This window comes from Mesobacillus boroniphilus JCM 21738, from assembly GCF_000517385.1.
Classification (GTDB): Bacteria; Bacillota; Bacilli; order Bacillales; family Cytobacillaceae; genus Mesobacillus; species Mesobacillus boroniphilus.
In genome coordinates, this window is sequence record NZ_BAUW01000024.1 from 25031 (window position 1) to 44636 (window position 19606).

Annotated in this window: 21 protein-coding genes and 4 pseudogenes; 16 read left to right on the forward strand and 9 right to left on the reverse strand. The window is 44.3% G+C overall.

The window, feature by feature from the left end; all coding sequences use genetic code 11:
• Positions 1-34 precede the first annotated feature (34 nt).
• Positions 35-325 carry a transporter suffix domain-containing protein gene (locus JCM21738_RS09165; RefSeq protein WP_023625955.1) on the reverse strand — a complete coding sequence of 97 codons (291 nt, stop codon included), beginning with the start codon at positions 323-325 and terminating at the stop codon, positions 35-37.
• 375 nt (positions 326-700) lie between these two features.
• Here JCM21738_RS09165 and JCM21738_RS09170 point away from each other — a divergent pair, with 375 nt between their 5' ends.
• From JCM21738_RS09170 to JCM21738_RS09180, 3 genes and pseudogenes are all read left to right on the forward strand, one after another.
• Complete coding sequence (locus JCM21738_RS09170; protein ID WP_023625954.1) at positions 701-841, forward strand: FbpB family small basic protein; 141 nt, start codon at positions 701-703, stop codon at positions 839-841.
• 21 nt (positions 842-862) lie between these two features.
• Positions 863-1629, forward strand: a pseudogene (locus JCM21738_RS09175) (TerC family protein).
• 209 nt (positions 1630-1838) lie between these two features.
• Positions 1839-2405 carry a hypothetical protein gene (locus JCM21738_RS09180; RefSeq protein WP_023625952.1) on the forward strand — a complete coding sequence of 189 codons (567 nt, stop codon included), beginning with the start codon at positions 1839-1841 and terminating at the stop codon, positions 2403-2405.
• A gap of 49 nt (positions 2406-2454) precedes the next feature.
• On the opposite strand, the gene JCM21738_RS09185 is transcribed toward JCM21738_RS09180, so the two are convergent.
• Positions 2455-2895 carry a YtoQ family protein gene (locus JCM21738_RS09185; RefSeq protein WP_023625951.1) on the reverse strand — a complete coding sequence of 147 codons (441 nt, stop codon included), beginning with the start codon at positions 2893-2895 and terminating at the stop codon, positions 2455-2457.
• 382 nt (positions 2896-3277) lie between these two features.
• On the opposite strand from JCM21738_RS09185, the gene JCM21738_RS09190 reads away from it, so the two are divergent.
• From JCM21738_RS09190 to JCM21738_RS26715, 11 genes and pseudogenes are all read left to right on the forward strand, one after another.
• Positions 3278-4012: a sulfite exporter TauE/SafE family protein gene (locus tag JCM21738_RS09190; protein WP_023625950.1), complete on the forward strand. Its 735-nt coding sequence runs from the start codon at positions 3278-3280 to the stop codon at positions 4010-4012.
• Between the two features lie 128 nt (positions 4013-4140).
• Positions 4141-4920 (forward strand): ABC transporter ATP-binding protein, encoded by a 780-nt coding sequence (locus JCM21738_RS09195; protein WP_023625949.1) that lies wholly within the window; start codon positions 4141-4143, stop codon positions 4918-4920.
• Between the two features lie 2 nt (positions 4921-4922).
• Positions 4923-6536 carry a hypothetical protein gene (locus JCM21738_RS09200; protein ID WP_023625948.1) on the forward strand — a complete coding sequence of 538 codons (1614 nt, stop codon included), beginning with the start codon at positions 4923-4925 and terminating at the stop codon, positions 6534-6536.
• Positions 6537-6711: 175 nt separating this feature from the next.
• Positions 6712-7623 (forward strand): ABC transporter ATP-binding protein, encoded by a 912-nt coding sequence (locus JCM21738_RS09205; protein ID WP_023625947.1) that lies wholly within the window; start codon positions 6712-6714, stop codon positions 7621-7623.
• A gap of 53 nt (positions 7624-7676) precedes the next feature.
• Positions 7677-8573 carry an ABC transporter permease gene (locus tag JCM21738_RS09210; protein ID WP_052019629.1) on the forward strand — a complete coding sequence of 299 codons (897 nt, stop codon included), beginning with the start codon at positions 7677-7679 and terminating at the stop codon, positions 8571-8573.
• Between the two features lie 74 nt (positions 8574-8647).
• Positions 8648-8931: pseudogene (locus JCM21738_RS27270) on the forward strand (response regulator); the annotation flags it as partial.
• A 216-nt stretch (positions 8932-9147) separates the two neighbouring features.
• Positions 9148-9348 (forward strand): winged helix-turn-helix domain-containing protein, encoded by a 201-nt coding sequence (locus tag JCM21738_RS27275; RefSeq protein ID WP_369385694.1) that lies wholly within the window; start codon positions 9148-9150, stop codon positions 9346-9348.
• Between the two features lie 8 nt (positions 9349-9356).
• A complete protein-coding gene (locus tag JCM21738_RS22395; RefSeq protein ID WP_159101424.1) occupies positions 9357-10109 on the forward strand; it encodes a HAMP domain-containing protein in 753 nt (250 codons plus the stop codon).
• Between the two features lie 17 nt (positions 10110-10126).
• Complete coding sequence (locus JCM21738_RS22400) at positions 10127-10729, forward strand: sensor histidine kinase (protein WP_052019633.1); 603 nt, start codon at positions 10127-10129, stop codon at positions 10727-10729.
• A 210-nt stretch (positions 10730-10939) separates the two neighbouring features.
• Positions 10940-11149 (forward strand): annotated as a pseudogene (locus JCM21738_RS27700) (YwaF family protein); the annotation flags it as partial.
• A gap of 110 nt (positions 11150-11259) precedes the next feature.
• Positions 11260-11649, forward strand: a complete 390-nt coding sequence (locus tag JCM21738_RS26715; RefSeq protein ID WP_256360193.1) for a TMEM164 family acyltransferase — start codon at positions 11260-11262, stop codon at positions 11647-11649.
• Positions 11650-12118: 469 nt separating this feature from the next.
• Here the strand turns inward: JCM21738_RS26715 and JCM21738_RS09230 are convergent, their stop codons facing one another.
• The 5 genes and pseudogenes from JCM21738_RS09230 to JCM21738_RS09250 all read right to left on the reverse strand — a co-directional run bounded on the left by JCM21738_RS09230 (position 12119) and on the right by JCM21738_RS09250 (position 14845).
• A complete protein-coding gene (locus tag JCM21738_RS09230) occupies positions 12119-12310 on the reverse strand; it encodes a YvrJ family protein (RefSeq protein WP_023625942.1) in 192 nt (63 codons plus the stop codon).
• Between the two features lie 69 nt (positions 12311-12379).
• Positions 12380-12598: a DUF2922 domain-containing protein gene (locus tag JCM21738_RS09235; RefSeq protein WP_023625941.1), complete on the reverse strand. Its 219-nt coding sequence runs from the start codon at positions 12596-12598 to the stop codon at positions 12380-12382.
• Between the two features lie 36 nt (positions 12599-12634).
• Positions 12635-12850 (reverse strand): DUF1659 domain-containing protein, encoded by a 216-nt coding sequence (locus JCM21738_RS09240; protein WP_023625940.1) that lies wholly within the window; start codon positions 12848-12850, stop codon positions 12635-12637.
• Positions 12851-13079: 229 nt separating this feature from the next.
• Positions 13080-13448, reverse strand: coding sequence for a PH domain-containing protein (locus JCM21738_RS09245; protein WP_023625939.1), 369 nt, complete (start codon positions 13446-13448; stop codon positions 13080-13082).
• A 168-nt stretch (positions 13449-13616) separates the two neighbouring features.
• Positions 13617-14845 (reverse strand): annotated as a pseudogene (locus JCM21738_RS09250) (DUF438 domain-containing protein).
• Positions 14846-15037: 192 nt separating this feature from the next.
• Between JCM21738_RS09250 and JCM21738_RS09255 the strand changes: the two are divergent.
• On the forward strand, positions 15038-16108 hold the full coding sequence (locus JCM21738_RS09255; protein ID WP_023625937.1) for a mechanosensitive ion channel family protein: 1071 nt from the start codon (positions 15038-15040) through the stop codon (positions 16106-16108).
• Between the two features lie 45 nt (positions 16109-16153).
• Here the strand turns inward: JCM21738_RS09255 and JCM21738_RS09260 are convergent, their stop codons facing one another.
• Both JCM21738_RS09260 and JCM21738_RS09265 read right to left on the reverse strand, forming a co-directional pair.
• Positions 16154-17719, reverse strand: coding sequence for a sodium/solute symporter (locus JCM21738_RS09260; RefSeq protein WP_023625936.1), 1566 nt, complete (start codon positions 17717-17719; stop codon positions 16154-16156).
• Positions 17719-18081 (reverse strand): hypothetical protein, encoded by a 363-nt coding sequence (locus tag JCM21738_RS09265; protein ID WP_023625935.1) that lies wholly within the window; start codon positions 18079-18081, stop codon positions 17719-17721. The genes JCM21738_RS09260 and JCM21738_RS09265 overlap by 1 nt, the downstream gene beginning before the upstream one ends.
• Positions 18082-18279: 198 nt before the next feature.
• Between JCM21738_RS09265 and JCM21738_RS09270 the strand changes: the two genes are divergently transcribed.
• Positions 18280-19515, forward strand: a complete 1236-nt coding sequence (locus JCM21738_RS09270; protein WP_023625934.1) for a helix-turn-helix domain-containing protein — start codon at positions 18280-18282, stop codon at positions 19513-19515.
• Positions 19516-19606: the final 91 nt, after the last annotated feature.

A 19606-nucleotide genomic window follows, 5' to 3' on the forward strand; every position in this document is an offset into this window, starting at 1 on the left:
GGGACTGACTCAAAACGAAGCATAGGGTACGTCCCTATGCTTCCTTTTCATCCTCTTGTTTTTCTTCGTGTTGTTTTCTCCAATTTTTAGGGTTAAAGTACTTTCTGATTTTACCTGCGACTTCTTTTCCGACCATAATCGCTCCAAGCCAGAAGGCAACTTCAGCAAGGACTAAACAGCTTGTGATACTGATAACCTTCATCTTGCTGGAAAGCGGAAGAAAGGGAATGCCAAGTGGAGTCACCCATATAATGAAGGATGAAATAATAAGGAACATGCCGATTTTATATCGTAAAGGTTTTTTATTTGTTGATTCGGTTTGCATGTTAAACCCCCGGAAAGAGTTTTATTTTGATTTTATCACAGTGGGCCTGGATTCACAGGGGATAAATTTTCAGACTCTCAATTACTTATTGACACAGTGCTAGTACATGAATTATATTGTACTTACATTAATTGAATAGTTCTCCTAAAGGGGAGTAGCTTTTACAACAGAGTCGTCATTTCGGAGGTCACGCATCTCCCGGCTTTGTTGGCAACGTTGTCGTTGTTAGCAAGACCTTTGCCTATTTTGGTAAGGGTGTTTTTATGTTTTGTAGACCTTTACCATGTCTGGTAAAGGTCTTTTTCTATGTTCAGGCCGGCCGCAGACGAATTGGAACTTTCAATAATATGAAACTATTGAAAAGGAGCTGATCAAGTGAAAAAGAAAAAGGTGTCTTTTGAGGAATTGCTGAAGGAGAACAGGCGTGAGCTTTTGGAGGATCAGAAGCTGCTTGAAAAAATCGACGAGCGGATTGAATCCAGGCGCTTGGCTCAAAAAAGCGGGAACGCATCTTAATTTTAAAAGGGGGAAAAGTGATTGGAACTGTCGATTTTATTTGAATACGGTTGGGTATTGCTGCTGTTAATCGCTCTTGAAGGATTGCTTGCAGCTGATAATGCATTGGTATTGGCGATTATGGTAAAGCATCTTCCGGAAGAAGAGCGGAAAAAGGCACTATTTTATGGTTTGGCAGGAGCATTTGTTTTTCGCTTTGCTTCATTGTTCATCATTTCTTTCCTGGTCGATGTCTGGCAGGTACAGGCGATTGGGCTCTATACTTGTTGTTCATCGCCATTAACCACATAGTCAGGAAGCTTTATTTCAAGAAAGTAGAGAATGAAAACCATGCTGCTGAGAAAAAGAAATCTGGTTTCTGGGCAACTGTTTTTAAGGTAGAGCTGGCAGATATCGCATTTGCAGTTGATTCAATTCTTGCAGCTGTAGCCCTGGCGATGACGCTCCCGAACACCAATCTGCCAAAGATCGGCGGCATGGATGGCGGCAAGTTCCTTGTCATTTTTGCTGGTGGATTAATCGGATTGATTATCATGCGTTTTGCTGCGAACCTCTTTGTGAAATTGCTCCAATCAAGACCTGGTCTAGAAATCGCCGCTTTTGCGATTGTTGGCTGGGTAGGCGTAAAACTTGCAGTGTTGACGCTTGGGCATAAGGATATCGGAGTCATCTCCTACGAATTCGCCCATTCTGTAGAATGGAAGCTGTTCTTCTATACGGTACTCATTGGGATAGCAGCAGCTGGCTGGTTCATGTCGAAGGAAAAGGGACAGACGCAGAGTGCGTAACCTCGAACATCAGTTTAGGAATTTATTGAGATAAATTAGTCCGAGAGAAGGTTCACTCGTTTTATGAAAACGAGGGACCTTCTCTTTAATATATGGCTTTATTCGTAATCATTGTTGATTAACACAACTTAATCATGGCAGGAATGGCTGTAGAAGGATTTTGTAATGTTTTGATAGAAATATACAAATGCGAAGAGGAGGGGAAGAATATGTTTAAAAAAGGAATGTTATTGATTGTTTGTTGCATTCCAATCATTACAGCTTGTACCGATACAGAAATAGTCAACCAGCTCGAGAGTGAGAAAGAAACATTAACCATGGATCTTGCTGAGAATAAAGCGGAAATTGATAGGTTAAACGAAAAAATATCAGAAATGGAGGGACAACTTGAAACGAATCAAAAAGAAAACGACCTGTTTTCCCAAATGAGTTACCTATCAATGGAGTTTGTAAAAGCACATACTACAGGTGACAAAGAAACCCTGCAGGCTCTGCTGTCTGAAGAACTTATAATGGAGGAAAGGGACAATAATTTATTTGTTAAAAATAACGATAATGTCGAATGGCTGCTATATTCAGCTGATAATCATCAGTTGGATGACTGGGTCATTCAAGGGTTTCAGTATAATCCTGAAAACGATACTTATACTGTCCATATAAGAGAATTTTTCAGTGATGCAAACGGTGAGCCAGTCAGTCCCCCAACATTCTTGAATCTGAAATTCAAATTATACAATGACCAATGGAAAGTTGATGGTTTGGAGTTCGATGTATAAAAGGAAGAAGCATAGCAGAATCATAGGGCACACACCCTATGATTCAATTCTATTCATAAATATAACTGATGACATTCAGTGCCTGGTCAACGGTTTCTACTGTTACGTTCGCTTTATTGGATAGTTCTTTCAATGGATGAATCAAGGATTCTGGACGGACAATGATGGTTGGTTTGTTCATTGTGATCGCAGCGCTGGCATCCATTGCTGTGTTCCATTGTTTGTACTTTTCGCCGAACAGGGCGATGACGATATCCGATTTTTGCATTAATACCTGTGTCCTGAAGTTGTTGATATCAGATGCAGCGTCATCCTTATACACATTGCCTGGCTGCTCTCCGAGGATGTCCTCGCCAATATTGTCCGAGCGATCATGGTCTGTCTGCGGTCCGACAAAGACCAAAGGCAAGTTCATTTCCTTCGCCTTTTTTGCCACCTGTTCGCGCCAATCATCGTGAATCTGCCCTGCCAAATAAACAGTTAATTCCATCGTAACACCCTCCAATTGAATATATTGTATTTCAATCATATAAGACTTTACTGATAATTCAAAGGAATTAGGATGAGGTGAGAATGCGAATGGAGATTTTGGTAAAACATTAAGTGAATACTTGTTCTTGTGCCCCAACTCGATAGATTTGCGGGCTTACGGGAACATAAACAGGATTTATGTGCCCCAACTTGGAGGATTAGCGAGCTAACGGTCACATAATCGATATCTGTAGTATAGGGGATGAAACTGCATGAAAGAAACAAATAGTTCGTTCCTTTGCTTCTACCTAACATAATAATTTCTTATGCCTTTTTATTCAAAACATTAAATTTTCTAATCAATCTCTCGGGAATATAATAAATTCGGGAGGTGTAAGAAAATGGATTATATCATTCTCTTTTTCATTGGGATTTTTGCGACGACGGTTGGAACTCTGGCTGGAGGTGGGGGATTGATCAGTTTGCCAGCGATGCTTGTTCTTGGCATGCCGGTCCATTCTGCGATTGCTGCCAATAAAGTTTCGAATACGATCAGCTCCTTCTCCAGCTTTTACCATCTTTATAAAGAAAAGAAAATCACTTTTAAGGAATCATTTTGGATTATCCCTGTCAGCCTGATTGGCGGAGTCAGCGGCAGCTTCATTGCTGCGAAAATCTCAAGTGATGATATGTATGTAGTGGCGATTGGCTTGCTGATTTTTGCTTTCTTCGCCTCATTCATGGGGAAAGGGAGCATGTCTGGAGATCAGCCATTAAAGCCTTCTGGTAAAAGTATTCCAGGTTTATATGCAATCGGAATTTATGATGGGCTTTTCGGGCCGGGACAAGGGACGCTTATGCTTTATTTGTTTGGTTATTTGAACATCGCCTACATTCGGGCAGTCGGGTATGTCCGTCTTGCCACGTTTTCGAGCTGTTTAGGTGCAGCGATTACCTATATTTCTACCGGGGCTGTTATCTGGCCGCTGACGATTGCCTTGATGCTGGGTTCGGTGACAGGAGCGCAAATTGGCGTCAGGATTGCCAGCAAGCTGAACCCGAATTATGTCAAACCAATTCTGCGGGTGATGACAGTTGCACTTGTCGTACAGATTTTTTTCGAAAAAGTGGTGTAGCAGAATGCCCCCTTATTTTATTGATAAGGGGGTTATTTGCGTAATACCCCACAAGCCATTCCAGTATTTTACTACTATGTTAGAATGAGAATATGGTATTTTGAACCATTTTTAAAAGGGGGAGAGTCATGTCTTCGGAAGTATTATCAATCACCGGCCTGACAAAGTCGTATGGCAGCAACGAGGTGCTGAAAGGGATAGATTTAAAAGTTGATAAAGGTGAAATCATTGGATACATAGGGCCAAATGGTGCGGGTAAAAGTACGACGGTAAAACTGATGCTTGGCCTTGAAGAAGGGTATTCTGGAAAAATTGAGATCTTTGGAGAGGATATTGCGAAGCAGGGTGAAAGCTACAAGCGGAGGATCGGTTATATTCCCGAGACGTCTGAAATGTATGATTCGCTTACGGCCCAGGAATATTTAACGTTCGCTGCCGAGCTGTATGGGATAGATTATGACGATGCGGACAGGAAAGCGAAGCAGCTTTTCGATGTGTTCGGGCTGGCTGAGGTCTATCAATCCCGGATTTCTTCTTTTTCGAAAGGGATGAGGCAGAAGACGCTGATTGTTTCGAGTTTCTTGCATAACCCTGACCTGTTGTTCCTTGATGAGCCGCTGACGGGTCTGGATGCGAATAGCGTGATGGTGTTTAAGGAGATCCTTGCACGTTTCGCTGCTGAAGGGAAGACGATTTTTTATTCGTCCCATATCATGGACGTCGTCGAGAAGATCAGCAACCGGATCGTTTTGCTGCATGGCGGCCATATCGTGGCGAATGGCAGTTTTGAAGAATTGAAGAGTCAGAGCAAAGAGGGATCTCTTGAGAATATCTTCAATCAGATGACCGGATTCCATGAGCATCAGGATCGTGCCTCTGAATTTGTATCCATCGTTAAGGAGGGGTGACGATGGACAATTTTTTCGTTTTAAGGCTGCTGGATGTTTTTAAGCCATTATTTTTAAAAATGGGTGTAGATTATACGACGATGCGGCGAATTCTCCAGGTCAAGCTGACGATGGATCAGCGCCGGAAGCCAACGGTGTTCAACCAGTCAAGGAAAAAGAAGGATAAACCTGAGAAGAATGAATTCTTCAAATCATTGTGGATGTACGGTTTTTTTGGATTGATGCTGATTCCGTTTTTATTTTTGAATAATAATTACCTGTTTGAAGTGTCAATCTTGTTCAGCATCTTCATGTTCATCATCATGACGACGCTGATTTCCGATTTTTCATCGGTCTTGCTCGACTTACGGGATAAAAGTGTCCTTGCTACGAAACCTGTCAACTTGAAAACTGTGAGCATGGCCAAGCTGCTGCATGTGACGATTTACATGCTGTACATTACCCTGGCAACAACGATTATTCCGTTGTTGGTCAGCCTGTTCTTCAAGGGCATCCTGTTCACTTTATTATTCCTTGTCTCATTCGCGCTGGCCGACATTTTTATCATTGCTTTCACAGCGTTGTTATACCTGTTTATTTTGCGCTATTTTGACGGTGAAAAGCTTAAGGATATTATCAATTATGTCCAGATTGCCCTCACTGTCGGGATGATGATTGGCTACCAGGTGGTGGCGCGTTCTTTTGAACTGGTGAATCTCGATTATACAATTGATTTTGCCTGGTGGCAGGTATTGCTACCGCCGATGTGGTTTGGCGGCTTGTTCGATGTGCTGCTTGGGGGAGGCAGAAGCAACGGGAATATGATATTGGCGAGTTTGGCTGTGCTTGGACCGGTCGTATCCATCCTTGTGTATTTGAAGATGATCCCGGACTTCGAACGTAATCTCCAAAAACTCTCGAGCCAGACTGGCAAGAAGAAAACCAGCAATAAGTTGAAGGTTTTCCGTTCCATGCACATGCTGGTTTCCAAAGATGAGCTGCCATTTTTCCGGTTCGCCAGGATCATGATGAAAAATGAGCGCGATTTCAAGCTGAAGGTCTACCCTTCACTTGGGTTTGCCGTGGTGGTTCCGTTCGTGTTTATGTTCAATAGCTACTCGATAATGAGTTTTGAGGAATTCGCTGCCAGTCGGTCCTATTTGAGCATGTATTCAATCATGCTGGTCATCCCCACATCAGTCATCATGCTCGCGCATTCTGGTTCCTATAAAGGTAGCTGGATTTATCAGGTCGCACCGGTAAAAAATCTGGGCTTGATCAATAAAGCGGCATTAAAGGCCTTTTTGTTCCAGCTGTTCTTGCCATTGTTCCTGCTCGTGTCGGTTATGTTCAGCTTTTTGTTTGGCCTGAGGATTTTGGATGACCTGGCTGCGGTATTATTCGCCGCGTTGATTTATACAGCGGTGTGCTTTCTGGCAGGAGGAAAGGAGCTCGCCTTTTCACAGCCGTTCGATGCCGTCCAGCAGAGTGGCGATATCAAAGTGTTTCTGCTTTTCTTCATCATCCCGATCTTTGTGGGACTTCACTTTTTAGCATTGAAATTGCCCTTTGGCGTTGGTGGGTATGCAATTTTGATGTTTGCGGTGAATTGGGGTTTGTGGAGGATGTTGAAGTGAGGTTTGTTTTAGGTTAAAAGCTATTGAAAATGTGGAGAATGGAGAGTGACTGCAAGATGTCGCTCTCTTTTTTTGCGTGTGTTTTCGGTCATTTTAATAATTTATTAATAATTTCATAAGAGCATTTTAGGGATTCGCTGACAGAATAGAGGTTGTGAAAGGGAGGCAATGATCTATGAAAAAAGCGATTGTTGAGATTAAAAATTTAAAGAAAGTGATTGGAGATAAAACGATTATCCATGGGATCAGCATGGATGTTTTTCCGGGTGAGGTATTTGGGTTTCTTGGACCTAACGGGGCAGGCAAAACGACGACGATCCGGATGATGGTCGGGTTGATGGGCATCACTGAGGGCGAGGTACTGATCAATGGTTTCAGTATCGAAAAGAACTTTGAGAAGGCGATTTCGCATGTTGGCGGAATCATTGAAAATCCGGAGATGTACAAGTTCCTCTCAGGTTACGATAATTTACTTCAATATGCGCGGATGCTGCCGGATCCTGTGAAAAAAGAAAGAATCGATGAAATCGTGAAGCTTGTCGGGCTTGAGAAACGAATTCAAGAAAAAGTTAAGGGCTATTCATTGGGGATGAGGCAAAGGCTGGGACTGGCGCAGGCTTTATTGCATTCGCCTGCTTTATTGATTCTCGATGAGCCGACAAACGGCCTGGATCCTGCCGGTATCAGGGAGATTCGCACTTACATCCGCAAGGTCGCACATGAAGAAGGGATTGCCGTTTTTGTATCCAGTCACATGCTTTCGGAAATGCAGATGATGTGTGACCGGATTGGGATTATCCAGGATGGTCGTCTGGTCAGCGTGGAAACGGTGGGAGACTTTGTCGGGGAAAAAGTAAGTACGGCAATTGAAATTGAGCCGATCGAAAAAGCCAGGGAGTTTATTGAGCAAACGTTCCCTGAACTCAATCCAAAGGTAAATGGAGCTAAGATGTTTGTTTCAGCCAGCCGTGAGAAGGTTCCATCACTGGTTAAGGTGCTGGCGGAAAATGATTTCGAGATTTATCAGGTTTCTTCTGAAAATAGTACGTTGGAGGAAAAATTCCTGGAAATGACGGAGGGGAAGTAAATGAGCCATTTTTTAGACTGATTCATAATGAGAATATAAAAATCTATAAACGTATGGGAACATGGGTGATGATTGGAATCCTGGTTTTTGTCGTTGCCCTCGTTGGCATTTTTACAAAGTTTGTATTAGACCCTGACAGTAATGCTGACTGGAAAGCACAGCTGACCACTGAAAATACTCAATTGACAGAGAGCCTGGAATCAGCGCCGATGCTTGAAGCACAAAAGCGTTTGTTGCAGGAAAGGATTGCCTTAAATGAATACCGGATCGAACATGATCTTGCGCCAATTGAACGGGATTCACTCTGGGGCTATATGGTTGATGCGACGACATTCACCGGGATTGCGGCCTTGTTTACGATTGTCATTGCTGCGGGGATGGTAGCAAGTGAATTTTCCTGGGGGACAGTGAAACTGCTGCTGATTCGCCCAGTGAGCAGAACGAAGGTCCTTCTTGCCAAATATGCTTCGACTTTGTTGTTCGCACTTTTGATGCTCGTTTTATTATTCAGCACTTCTTTCCTGTTTGGAATGATCTTTTTCGGCTTCAGCGGGGCGGAAACTCCGTATCTTTCTTATAGCAATGGCAGGGTTATCGAGCAGAATATGGTCACACATATTATTGAGCTGTTTGGATTCAGGAGCATTGATTTGATTATGATGGTTACTCTGGCTTTCATGATATCGACTGTATTCCGCAGCAGTTCACTCGCCATCGGAATTTCTTTGTTCCTGATGTTCACGGGCCCGCAGATCGTCCAGCTTTTAAGCCAGTACGATTGGGTGAAATACATCCTGTTTGCGAACACGGATTTACAACAGTACACGACGGGGACACCGCTCGTTGAAGGAATGACAATGACATTCTCCATTGTGATGCTGTTGATTTACTTTGCGTTCTTTGCATTTCTATCACTGTTCATTTTTAACAAGCGTGACGTTGCAGCTTAAGCAGGACTATGTTATGAAAGAGGAAACCGCATTTTGTGGTTTCCTTTATTTTTAAAAATAGGACGGTACCTATCATGGAAGAAGATTTGATTTTAATTGTGGAAGATGAACGTGAAATTGCCGAGCTTGTCCGTGATTATCTGGAAGCTGAGGGATACCGCAGTGTTCTGGCCTTTGACGGGCTTGACGGATTGAATCAATTTATTGAACATCGGCCCACGGTGGCAGTGCTCGATGTCATGCTGCCAAAAATGGACGGAATAGAACTTTGCCGGAGGATCAGGCTGAGTCTAATATTCCGATCATCATCATGAGCGCGAAGAAGAGCGATACCGACAAGATTATCGGTCTAGGGATTGGGGCAGATGATTATGTCACCAAACCGTTCAGTCCGGGAGAGCTTGTTGCCCGGATCAAGGCGCAGCTTAGGCGATTCAAACATCTGTCTGTCCAGAAGGAGCCCGAAAGTATAATCAGGTTCCCAGGACTTGAGATTAATTTAAAAGAATATACCGTTCATGGAGACGGAAGGGTTGTCGAGCTTTCAGCAAAGGAATTCCAGCTGCTCGCATTCATGGCAGCCAATAAAGGCCAGGTATTCACAAAAGAACAGCTGCTGGAAAACGTTTGGGGCTATCAGCATGTCGGTGATACGAACACAATCACCGTTTATGTGAGGAAGCTTCGCGAAAAAATTGAAACGAACCCTTCAGAACCGCGGTTTATCAAGACTGTCTGGGGAATCGGTTATAAATTTGATGGTGGAAGCCAATGAGGTGGGGGTTGAAACCGCGGTTAGTCCTCGCTTTTATCAGCATTATCATTGTGCCGATTGCGGCAGCGATTTTGTTCATGACCTTTTATTCAGCCGGTATGGAAGAGCAGGCAGGCAATGAGGATGAATTGGGTATTCTCTTGTCTGAGGTCAAAAGAACAGTTGATGAGAATGCAGGGTATCTTGCAGAACCAGATCTTTTTTACGAAAAGGCAAGGCCGCTTCTGGAAAAATATGATATTGAGCTGATCGTTTTTTCTGCTGAAGAAGATACGGTATTTAATTCTGCAGCCCATCAAGGAAGTGGCGAAGCATCCATATGGCCGGATAGGCTCGGGAAATTCAATGTGGACATACTGACCGAGGAACATGGCGAGTTGTCAGCGGAAATCCAGGCTAATTCTCTCTCCGCACCTCCATTTAGTCAGTTCAAAGAAATGATTTATGCCATCCTCGGAGCGATTGCGATTGGCCTGATGGTACTGCTTGCGCTGATTTTAATATGGACATGGTATATTTCCAAGACGATCCTTCTGCCTCTGAAGGAAATATATCATGCGACAGAGGAAGTGGTTGAAGGGAATCTGGATTATCCGATCAGGTATGGAAAAAAGGATGAAATCGGCCGGTTTATCCAGGGATTCAACTTGATGCGTGACCACTTGAAAAAGTCAATTGAGCAGCAGCAGCAATATGAACGGGCACGAAAGCAACTGATCGCCAGCATTTCCCATGACTTAAGGACACCGCTCGCTCGATAAAGGGCTATGTGGAAGGATTGGGAGACGGAATTGCCAAGAATGAGGAGATGCAGAAGAAATATTATTCAGTCATCAAATCAAAGACAGACCAGCTGGATAGATTGATCGAAGACCTGTTTGAGTTCTCCAAGTTTGAGCTCGAGCAGCTTTCAATTGATAAGAATCTTGTGAACAGCCGCGAGTTTTTCCAGGAGGTCTTTCATAGTGCGCAATTGGACTATCAGCGGGTAGATTTCGTGCTTGCTGATCCGCTGCCGTCTGTCAGTTTAAAAATTGATAGCGGTAGGGTCAGGCAGGTAATGGCGAACTTGATTGATAATGCGGTGAAGTACGGTGGAACGAAACTGGTCATGAAAATCGAGAAACAGGGCGGTTTTGTCGAGGTAAGCATAAGGGATAATGGACAAGGAATCACAGAAGAAGATCTGCCATACATCTTCAATCCATTTTACCGCGGCGAAAAATCCCGATCCAGGGAATCCGGCGGTACCGGGCTCGGGCTTGCGATCGTAAAATATATCGTCGAAGCGCACGGTGGCGAGATCCGGGCTGTAAGCGAGTCGGGCAAAGGGAGCGAGTTTACTTTTACATTGCCTTTATATTTGAAGCATGGTAAATAAGAGAAGCAGGCAGCAAATTTACTTAAGATTGCCTTTATATCTGAGACAGGAGTGAAGCATGGAACGTACTCTGTGCTTCTTTTTTGTATACACGCTTACACGGTTTTTGTACAAAATCCGGTGTTCATCCGATGTTTACGCGCATACATATATAGTTAACAGCATTTTAATGTACAGCGAGGTGATGACATCATGTTTTCTGTTACGGGAATGCAGGGTTTTGAATTGTTTTCTGCCGAGCATTTGATTACTCTGGGGATTTTCTTTGCGGTTTGTCTGGGATTGGTGCGATTCAGAAACCAAATCAGGCCGCATAAGAATGTTTTGAAATGGATCATATTTTGGACTCTGGTGGCATGCCAGGTTTCTCATCAGCTGTGGCTCATCCTGACCGGGCAATGGCAAATCGGTGACCTTCCTTTACACATGTGTTCGCTCAGCTCCTTCCTGGCGATATATTTGTTTTTAAGAAAGAGTGTGAAAGGATTTTATGTACTCTACTTCATTGGCACCTTGCCGGCAGTTTTAGCATGGTTACACCTGAAATGTCTTACACCTTTCCTCATTTCGACTATATTGAATACTTCCTCAACCACTCAGCCATTCCGATTGCCGCATTGTATTTCATCCTTTTTGAAGACTACAGAGTTCCCCGTAAAGCCATTCTTTTCACTTATGTTGTCGTGAACATAATTGCCGTTCCAATCTTCATTTTCAATTTCCTGTTCGATACGAACTTCTTCTATTTGGCGAGTCCGACAGAAGCGAAAACCATCCTATCCTTCTTTGGCAGCGGCATCATGTATTATCTGAATCTAGAAGTTGCGGCACTGATCGTATTTAGCATCACATATGTCCCGATGTGGCAGCTGATTAAGAGAGAGAACCGAAGACGGCTGGTTGGGATGTATCATAAGTAGATTTGTTCAAGGTGCATCTTTGCAAAATTGTTCAAATGTCAGAATAGCAGTTGATGGGACTTATTACGGTGTCTTGAGCCTTGCTTACAGTCTACTGAAGTGTGGATTCAGGTTAAGTAAGCGTGGGTACTGCCAATGGTGAAAAAAGAGAGCGGCGATAGGCCGCTTTCTTTGTCGTTTGGAAGCTTCATTCTGTCTGGGTTGAAGCTTTTAGGATTCTGTATCTTCTTTTTTTCGTAATAAAAATATGAAACTAGCAATTAATATGACATTATAAATAATAGATGCCATTTTTGCCCCCCCTTAAGCCCTCATGTCAGTCAGCCAAGCAAAGCAAGCCGAATAATCATTGATTATATTTAACATAAAATTCCAATAATTCTTTCGTGATTATGTTAAAAAATTTAATCAAACGTTTGATCAAATGAAAAAACCATCCTCTTTTTAAAAGAGTGATGGTTTGAGATGTTTAGTGATTGATTTCCCGGATTGCCTTTTGGGTATAAACCGGCTCTGGGTCTTGCCGTTCCTGCAATCGCGCGGGCAGGGTCTGGATCGAATGGACGACTGTATCCAGCTTTGCTTCGATTCGGTGAAGCAAGTACAGTGTCACGACGATCGGGAACCCAACATCGCTGATGAACGGAATCAGCTGCTCCATGTGCGTTTCCTCCTTCCTGGGATTTTTAAAACAAGAGCCGGTCTCTAGAAGAAGACCGGCTCACTTTCATTAGATTAGTTCGTATTCGGTTATATTGCGTTCGACTACGCGTGCGCTGTGAACGGAAACAAGGGTTCCATTCGTTGGCAGGAATGCGTTGGAAGCGATAATTTGCTCCATTGCCAGCTTGACTGCTGCTGGATCAACTGGTTCCGTGGGGTTATCAACCGTTAGCTTGGCGTATTTGCCAAGAGCCGTAGCGAATTGCAACTCAAGTGTTTTAGCCATGTTTTTCACCTCCTATAGAATTAGTAGCTTGCCAGATTAGATGATATCGAAGCTGTCGTTACGCTCCACAGAGCTTAACAAGTTCGCGCTAAGGCCGCCAAGAGCCACAGCCGCCTGCTGAACCTGGTCAGCAGTAGCTTCCTTTCTCACATAGCGGTAAGTCTTAGCCTTGAAGATCGGCTCGCCTTTCTCATCAACACCGGCCTCAAACATCAGCCTGATATTAGAATCCTTCAACATCGCCATTGCCATTTGCCTCACCTCCTTTCACCTTCTATATACAGGCGGGGAGGGGAAAAGGACAGGGTGGGAGAAAATATTTAATCAAGTGGGCCGCCAAATGTGCTCTATCGGACAAACTGCGCGGGCAAGAAGGGAAAATTGTCCGATAGAAATTATCTTTCTGACGCATTTGTTCTGTGGATGGGCATGCAAATAAAACATAAGCATTCCCCGTCATGACGAGGAATGCTTATGGAAATTACAATATCGCTTCAGCTATCAGCTTATCAAACTTACGAATATCTACACCTTTCTTCAGGTTTACCTTAATATGGCCGGCCCTGGTCCATAATTCGACCTCGGCGTTAACATCAAACAAGCTGCCGGCATTCTCGGTGGACCACATATTGATGGATGAGTAAGGAAGGGAGTAAATCTCCACTTTTTTGCCAGTGAGACCCTGTGCGTCCCGGACAATCAGTCGTTTATTAGTGAAAATCGCGCTGTCACGAACGGTTTTATAAGCGGCGATCGCCTTTTCACCTTCTACTAACAGTTCATTCACATCATTTGGAATCGGGCATTCAGAGATAAACGTCCACGCTAAAATCGCTTGTGTTGCAACCATCTTCATAACCTCCCAATATACTATTTCTCATCTGATATTCTGTATATAATTGGGAATACCTGCCGAACAATCTAAATCTTTTTCTTTTTTCAGGGTCTTATAAAGGAAATGATAAAGATGGTGAAGGAGAAAAAAGCAACAGCCGTGGGGCTGTTGCCTAGTGTCGGTTTAGGACAATATCCGTTTTTCTCCTTCAAGCGCCTGAATCGGGTTGATGTTTTGTGTGAATTCAAGGGTACCGATATATTGATTATCCTCATCCCGGACTGCAAAGTAACGGATGTACACAAATTTGTCGCGGACCTTGATCCAGAAGTCTTCGGTGTCTTTTTTGCCAGCTTTGAAGTCGCGCAGCAAATCCTCGACGACATGGACGCTTCTCGGCGGGTGGCAATTCTGGACAGTGCGGCCAATGACTGCCTTTGTGCGCGCGAAGATCCTTCTTTTCCGTGTGAAAAATAGCGAACGACATCGTCCTGATCAATGAAAGTAATATCAACAGGCAGATGATTCAGCAGCAATTCTAGCTGCTTCAATGACAGGATGCCTGTCTCCATTTTAATATAGCCTTCCGAAATCGCATCAGCATCAAGTGGATTCCGCGCAGGCTTCCATTCCTGGGCAGGTGCTGTCAGACAGTAACCGATCTCGTCGCTTTCATGGGCTATTTTTACCCATTCATCTTCCGTAAAATTCTGCAAGGCCATCGGGAAGAGGATGTTTTCCTCCCTGTAAATCATGTCGCTCACTTCTCTGAGGACAAACTGCACCTCTTCAATGACGCCATTTTTATCGCCATCATAATTTGCCAGCTTTTTCTTAGCCAGCTTGATTCCGTCGCGGATGAAATCATCGATGCGCCACATATTCGTCGTCGGTCCGTAAATCCCGTACTTTTCAAGGTAAGGAAAGATCAAGTTTTCCTTGCGGCTGTAGTGCTTGTCAATGTCATAAAGCAGGTTGCAATCTTCTAGCAAAAGGTTGATATTTTCAGCGCTGTCTTCCATAGCAAACTGTTCAAGGTGAACGCGAAGCCTATTTTGTAAAAGCTGTTCAATCTCACGGTTTTCCAGTTCGAATGTATGGACCGGATGTCCAGGCTGGTTTTCAGGTCCGTACACTGAGTCTTTCTCCTCGATTGCTCCTTTAAAAAGGTCGGCGTGTGCTGCATAAATACGCTGCATTTCCGTAACGGATATATCGCCTTCAATCAGCTCGACATGCTGTAGGCCGGCTATTTCTTCGATGGTTATTTTTCCAATAAAAGCATCAAAGTGAGCCTTGACCTCATTCACGTTTTTCCCATCATGCAGATCTTTGAAGAGCTGCTTTAAAGTTGCCTTTCGCCTTGCTGGATCCATTGCTTTCAATTCACGGTTATTTATCATTTCACTCATGATTATATTTCCTCCTAGAGTGTGTATAGGTTATAACTGATAATGTTTCTCATGCTAAAAATAACACTTATCCAAACACAAAGAAGTGATACAAATCATTCCTTGGCGTTTTTTTAAAAGAAATTCATTGTTATGATGGAACGAGCAAAAAATAGAGAGGGGAATGACGAAATGACCTGACGGGAATATCTTTTGTCTTATGAAGTGCTGAAAAATCTGGGAATCTCCATAGGAATCTTCTTCTTATTCCTTTTGTTCAGGAAGCTTTTCACAAAATATGTGTTCAGGCTGATGTTAAAGCTGGGCCAGAAAACGCCGACTGAGCTTTTCACCAGTATGACCGTGGCATTTGAGCAGCCGATCCGATGGTTGTTTATCATTATAGGAATCTATGTGGCTGCGGATTATTTTCCGTTCATGGAGCAATCGAGTCCGCTATTTTTAAAGATTATCAGAGCTTCAATCATCATGCTGATTGCATGGGGGCTATACAACCTATCTTCGGGTTCATCGCTATTATTTATGAAAATTAATGATCGTTTTAATATGGAGATCGACCAGATTTTGATTCTGTTTTTTTCGAAGGCGATTCGGTTTATCATTGTCGCCATCAGCCTCAGTATTATTGCGCAGGTATTTGAATATGATGTAAATGGATTTATTGCTGGCCTTGGATTGTGCGGCTTGGCGTTCGCGCTGGCTGCAAAGGACGCAATCGGGAATCTGTTCGGCGGGATCATCATTATTACCGAAAAACCATTTACGATAGGTGATTGGATCAAGACGCCGAGTGTCGAGGGGACGGTTGAGGATATTTCCTTCAGAAGCACGAGAGTCCGCACCTTCGCTCAGGCCGTTGTCACGGTTCCGAATGCAATTTCAGCAAATGAATCAATCACAAATTGGAGCAAGATGGGGAAAAGACAAATTACCTTCAAACTTGGTGTTACATATGACACGCCGAGAATGAAGCTGCAAAATACGATCCACAGGATTGAAGAAATGTTGAGGTCAAACGATGACATCCATCCGGATACGATTTTTGTTAAGTTTGATGAGTACAATGACAGCAGCCTCGATATCTTCCTTTATTTCTTCACGAAAACGACAGTCTGGGCGGAATACCTGTCAGTGAAGGAAGAAATCAATTTCGCGATCATGGAAATCCTCGAAGAAGAAGGCGTATCCGTTGCGTTTCCAAGCCGGACACTTTATGTGGATACACAGGGAGAGACTGCTGGGAGGGTTGCGGAGTCTATATAGCAGAAAAAGAGAAGCCTGGGAAAAATCCCAGGCTTCTCTATATTATTAAGCTGCTTCCGACTCTTTTGAGTGGACTTGTTTCATAAATTCATTTACATCAGATGGTACTTTGCGGTCGAGCTTTGAGACGATGTAGACAGACAGGAATCCGATTGGCACGGTGATGATTCCTGGTACGTTGAACTGCAGGAACTCTGGCAGTGTCGTTTTGAAGAAAATCATGTACATGGAAGCAACGAGACCGAGTACCAGGCCGGCGATGGCTCCTTTCTCCGTCATTCCTCTCCACCAGATCCCAAGGATGAAGATTGGTGTGAACGTACTGGCCGCCACGGTGAATGCCAGTGCAACAAGGTGGCCGATGGAGGCTTCCTTTACCATCAGACCAAGGATTCCATATAAAACACCAAGTACGATAATAGAGGCTTTTCCAGCGATTACGCGCTCTTTTTCAGTAATGTTTTTACGGAAGAAGGTTGCGTACAAATCATGTGCAAGTGCACCAGAGCTTGCGATGAACAGCCCGGAAAGGTTCGAGAACACGGCTGCGAATGCGCCGGCGATGACAAGGCCAAGCAGCCATTCTCCGCCAAGGGCCTGTGCTGTTGACGGAACAACCATGTTATTCCCGCCGGCAATCAGATCTTTCACAACAGCCGGATCAGCGTTGCCAGTCAAGAAGATTGAGCGTCCGACAACTCCAAGATAAACAGCGAACAGGAAGAATGCGCTTGCGATTCCGATCGCCATCAGGGCGGATCTGCGGGCTGCTTTCGCGCTTGGGTTTGTGTAGAAGCGCAACAGGATATGCGGAAGCCCGATTGTACCGAGTGAAAGCCCGATTGTCATTGATATCGTCTGCCAGAAGGACGGGAAGTAGTTGCCTGTTCCTGTCCAGACCGAACCGTCGAACGGAATGTCTTTTCCATCAGCAGTGAAGCTTGATGTACCTGTGATTGTTCCTTTGAATTCATTAATTGATGCCAGGATATCCTGATAATGAAGTCCGCCCCAGATGGCCGCGCCGACCATAAGGAGGAACGCGCCAAGGCGAATCCATAGTTCAAGCGCCTGGTTGAGGGTAGTACCCTTCATGCCGCCGATTCCTACATAGAAAATCATCACGGAGCATGTAAAAATGATTCCGAATTCATAGCTGGTGCCAAAAAACATGCTTAGAATTTGAGCAGCGCCAAGCAGCTGAGGGGCTGCATAGAAACCGGAAATAGCGAGAACGACAGCAACGGCTGCAAGGCGGGCGCGCCGGCTGTGGAACCGGTAGGCCAAAAAGTCTGCGACTGTATAGGCTCCGAACTTGCGAAGCGGTCCAGCGACGAAAATCGCCAGGAGTGTCAAGCCAATCGAGAAGCAAAATGCATAGTAAGCACCGTCATAGCCAAGCTGATAGGTCAGGCCGGCAATCCCAAGGAAGGTGGCTGCGCTCAAATAGTCGCCGCCAATTGCCGAGCCGTTGGTGAACCAGCCGAAGCTGCGTCCCCCGACGAAGTAGTCAGAAGCTGTCGCGTTTCTTTTTGTAAGATAGGTGATATAGACAATGGTTCCCATCAGGATCAATGTTAACAGGAATTTCGGCTCAAGGAATGTCGACATCAGCCAATCCTCCTTCCGTCAGCAGGACTCGAAGATTGCTCGGCTCCACTTTTCTTCAGACGCTTTTCATATAAAGTCGTATGGATTAAGGCGATGACGAACGCCATCGCCATCGCGACAATGCTTGTGAAGAACCAGCTGTAGGTCATGCCGCCCCACATCCGGGAAAACATGAACTCTCCGGCATACCAGTTCAAAATAGGAATGGAAAGAATGAATACATAATAAAAGAGCGTAAGTTTAATGCCAGTACTGAATTCACTTTTCATGATTTGCTTTGTTTCCGGATCAAGCGGCTCTAGCTCGCTGACGTCAATTGTATCAGCCGCTACATAATTATACTCCCGATACTCCCCTGCCAATTATGATTCCCCCTAGTTAATATTTTGGCTTTCCCGTTATCAAGATTTCCCTCCTTTATGCAAGCCATGATATGATTAAATTGATTGTACGATAGAGAATTGTCCAATACCTTACAATAAATTATCAGAAATATACAAATATTTAATATAATTTAAATTTTTATTCACTGTTGTGAATATTAAAAGGGGGTGGTTTGGTTGCATTCCATCTGGCTTGCGGTGGAGGATGAAGAGGAGTATGAGAAGCTGGCTGCATGGATACTGGAAGAGTGCCAGGAGAATTGTAAGCTAGTAGACGAAGAGAGTGATATACATATCGCGATCATAGAGGTGAACAAATGGCATGATTGGGTAAAAATACACCGGTTCCGCAAACGGAATAAAGGCTGCCGGATCATTCCGCTGCTGGACCCGTCACTTTTGCACACCTCTCCGCTGGCAATCGAGTTCAAACTGACATACCTGCTGGTAAAATCGGTGAAACAACGGATTTTTTTACGTACATTGAAACGCGCGATCGATGAGATTGAGAGTGAGAATGCCAGATTCACAGAAACCGAGGAAGTATTCCATCATTTCCATACAGAGCAAGCTCTCGGAAGTAATACCTTGCCTTTTAAGGAAGCTTTTTTACGGAAATTGCTGTCAGGGGATGTGAAGACAGAGGAGGAGCTGCTGCAATCCCGCTTTTTCCTGCCGGGAGAAGCTGTTCCGAATGTGGTCTGTTTTATCCAGGGGTTCGTACGCTGTCCGGCTAAACGAATGCAAGAGGGCTGGCAGGCGTCGATGGTCATCCAGGAGTTTTTGAAAAAGCAGTTTGAAGGATATCAGCTCACCTTCCTGTCCTACAGGAAACACCTGCTCATGCTGCTCCAATTGCCGTCGGAGTATGTTTCATTGAAGCATTGGAAAGAGGGGGAAGGGCACATACTTGAGGCGATTGAGTCTTTGGAAAATGAATACGGTATTCAGCTTTATATCGGTGTAGGCTCGGTATATCGTGAGCCGCTGCTGCTGCACCATTCATATAAAGAAGCTTGTAAAGCAAGGCGGACATCGCCATACGAAAGACTTCAGCTCCGTTATTTTGAGGAAATCACGATGGACATGCAAATCCAAAAGTGTGTCGAGTATATTTCCCAGTACTGTACGGAGGACTTGTCAATCAAGCAGGTTGCCGACCAGATCAATCTGAGCGTGCCATACTTCAGCCGCATCTTTAAACAAGAAACCGGACGCAGCTTTGTCGAGTATGTCACCTTCGTCCGTATGCAGCGCGGTGTCTGGCTTTTGCGCCATACCGACCACACAGTAGAAGCCATCGCAGAAGAACTGGGATACAACACCCCCAACTATTTCAGCGGGACCTTCAAAAAATATGTTGGTCTGTCACCAAGGGACTACAGGGCTACTGAAGAGATCATTTTTGTTTAGGGAGAGCCAGGACAATAAGTGAAAACTAGAAAAGGAGGTCCAGCCATGCCGGCGGACCTCCTTTTTGTTTTTTATGCCATATGCACTAGCG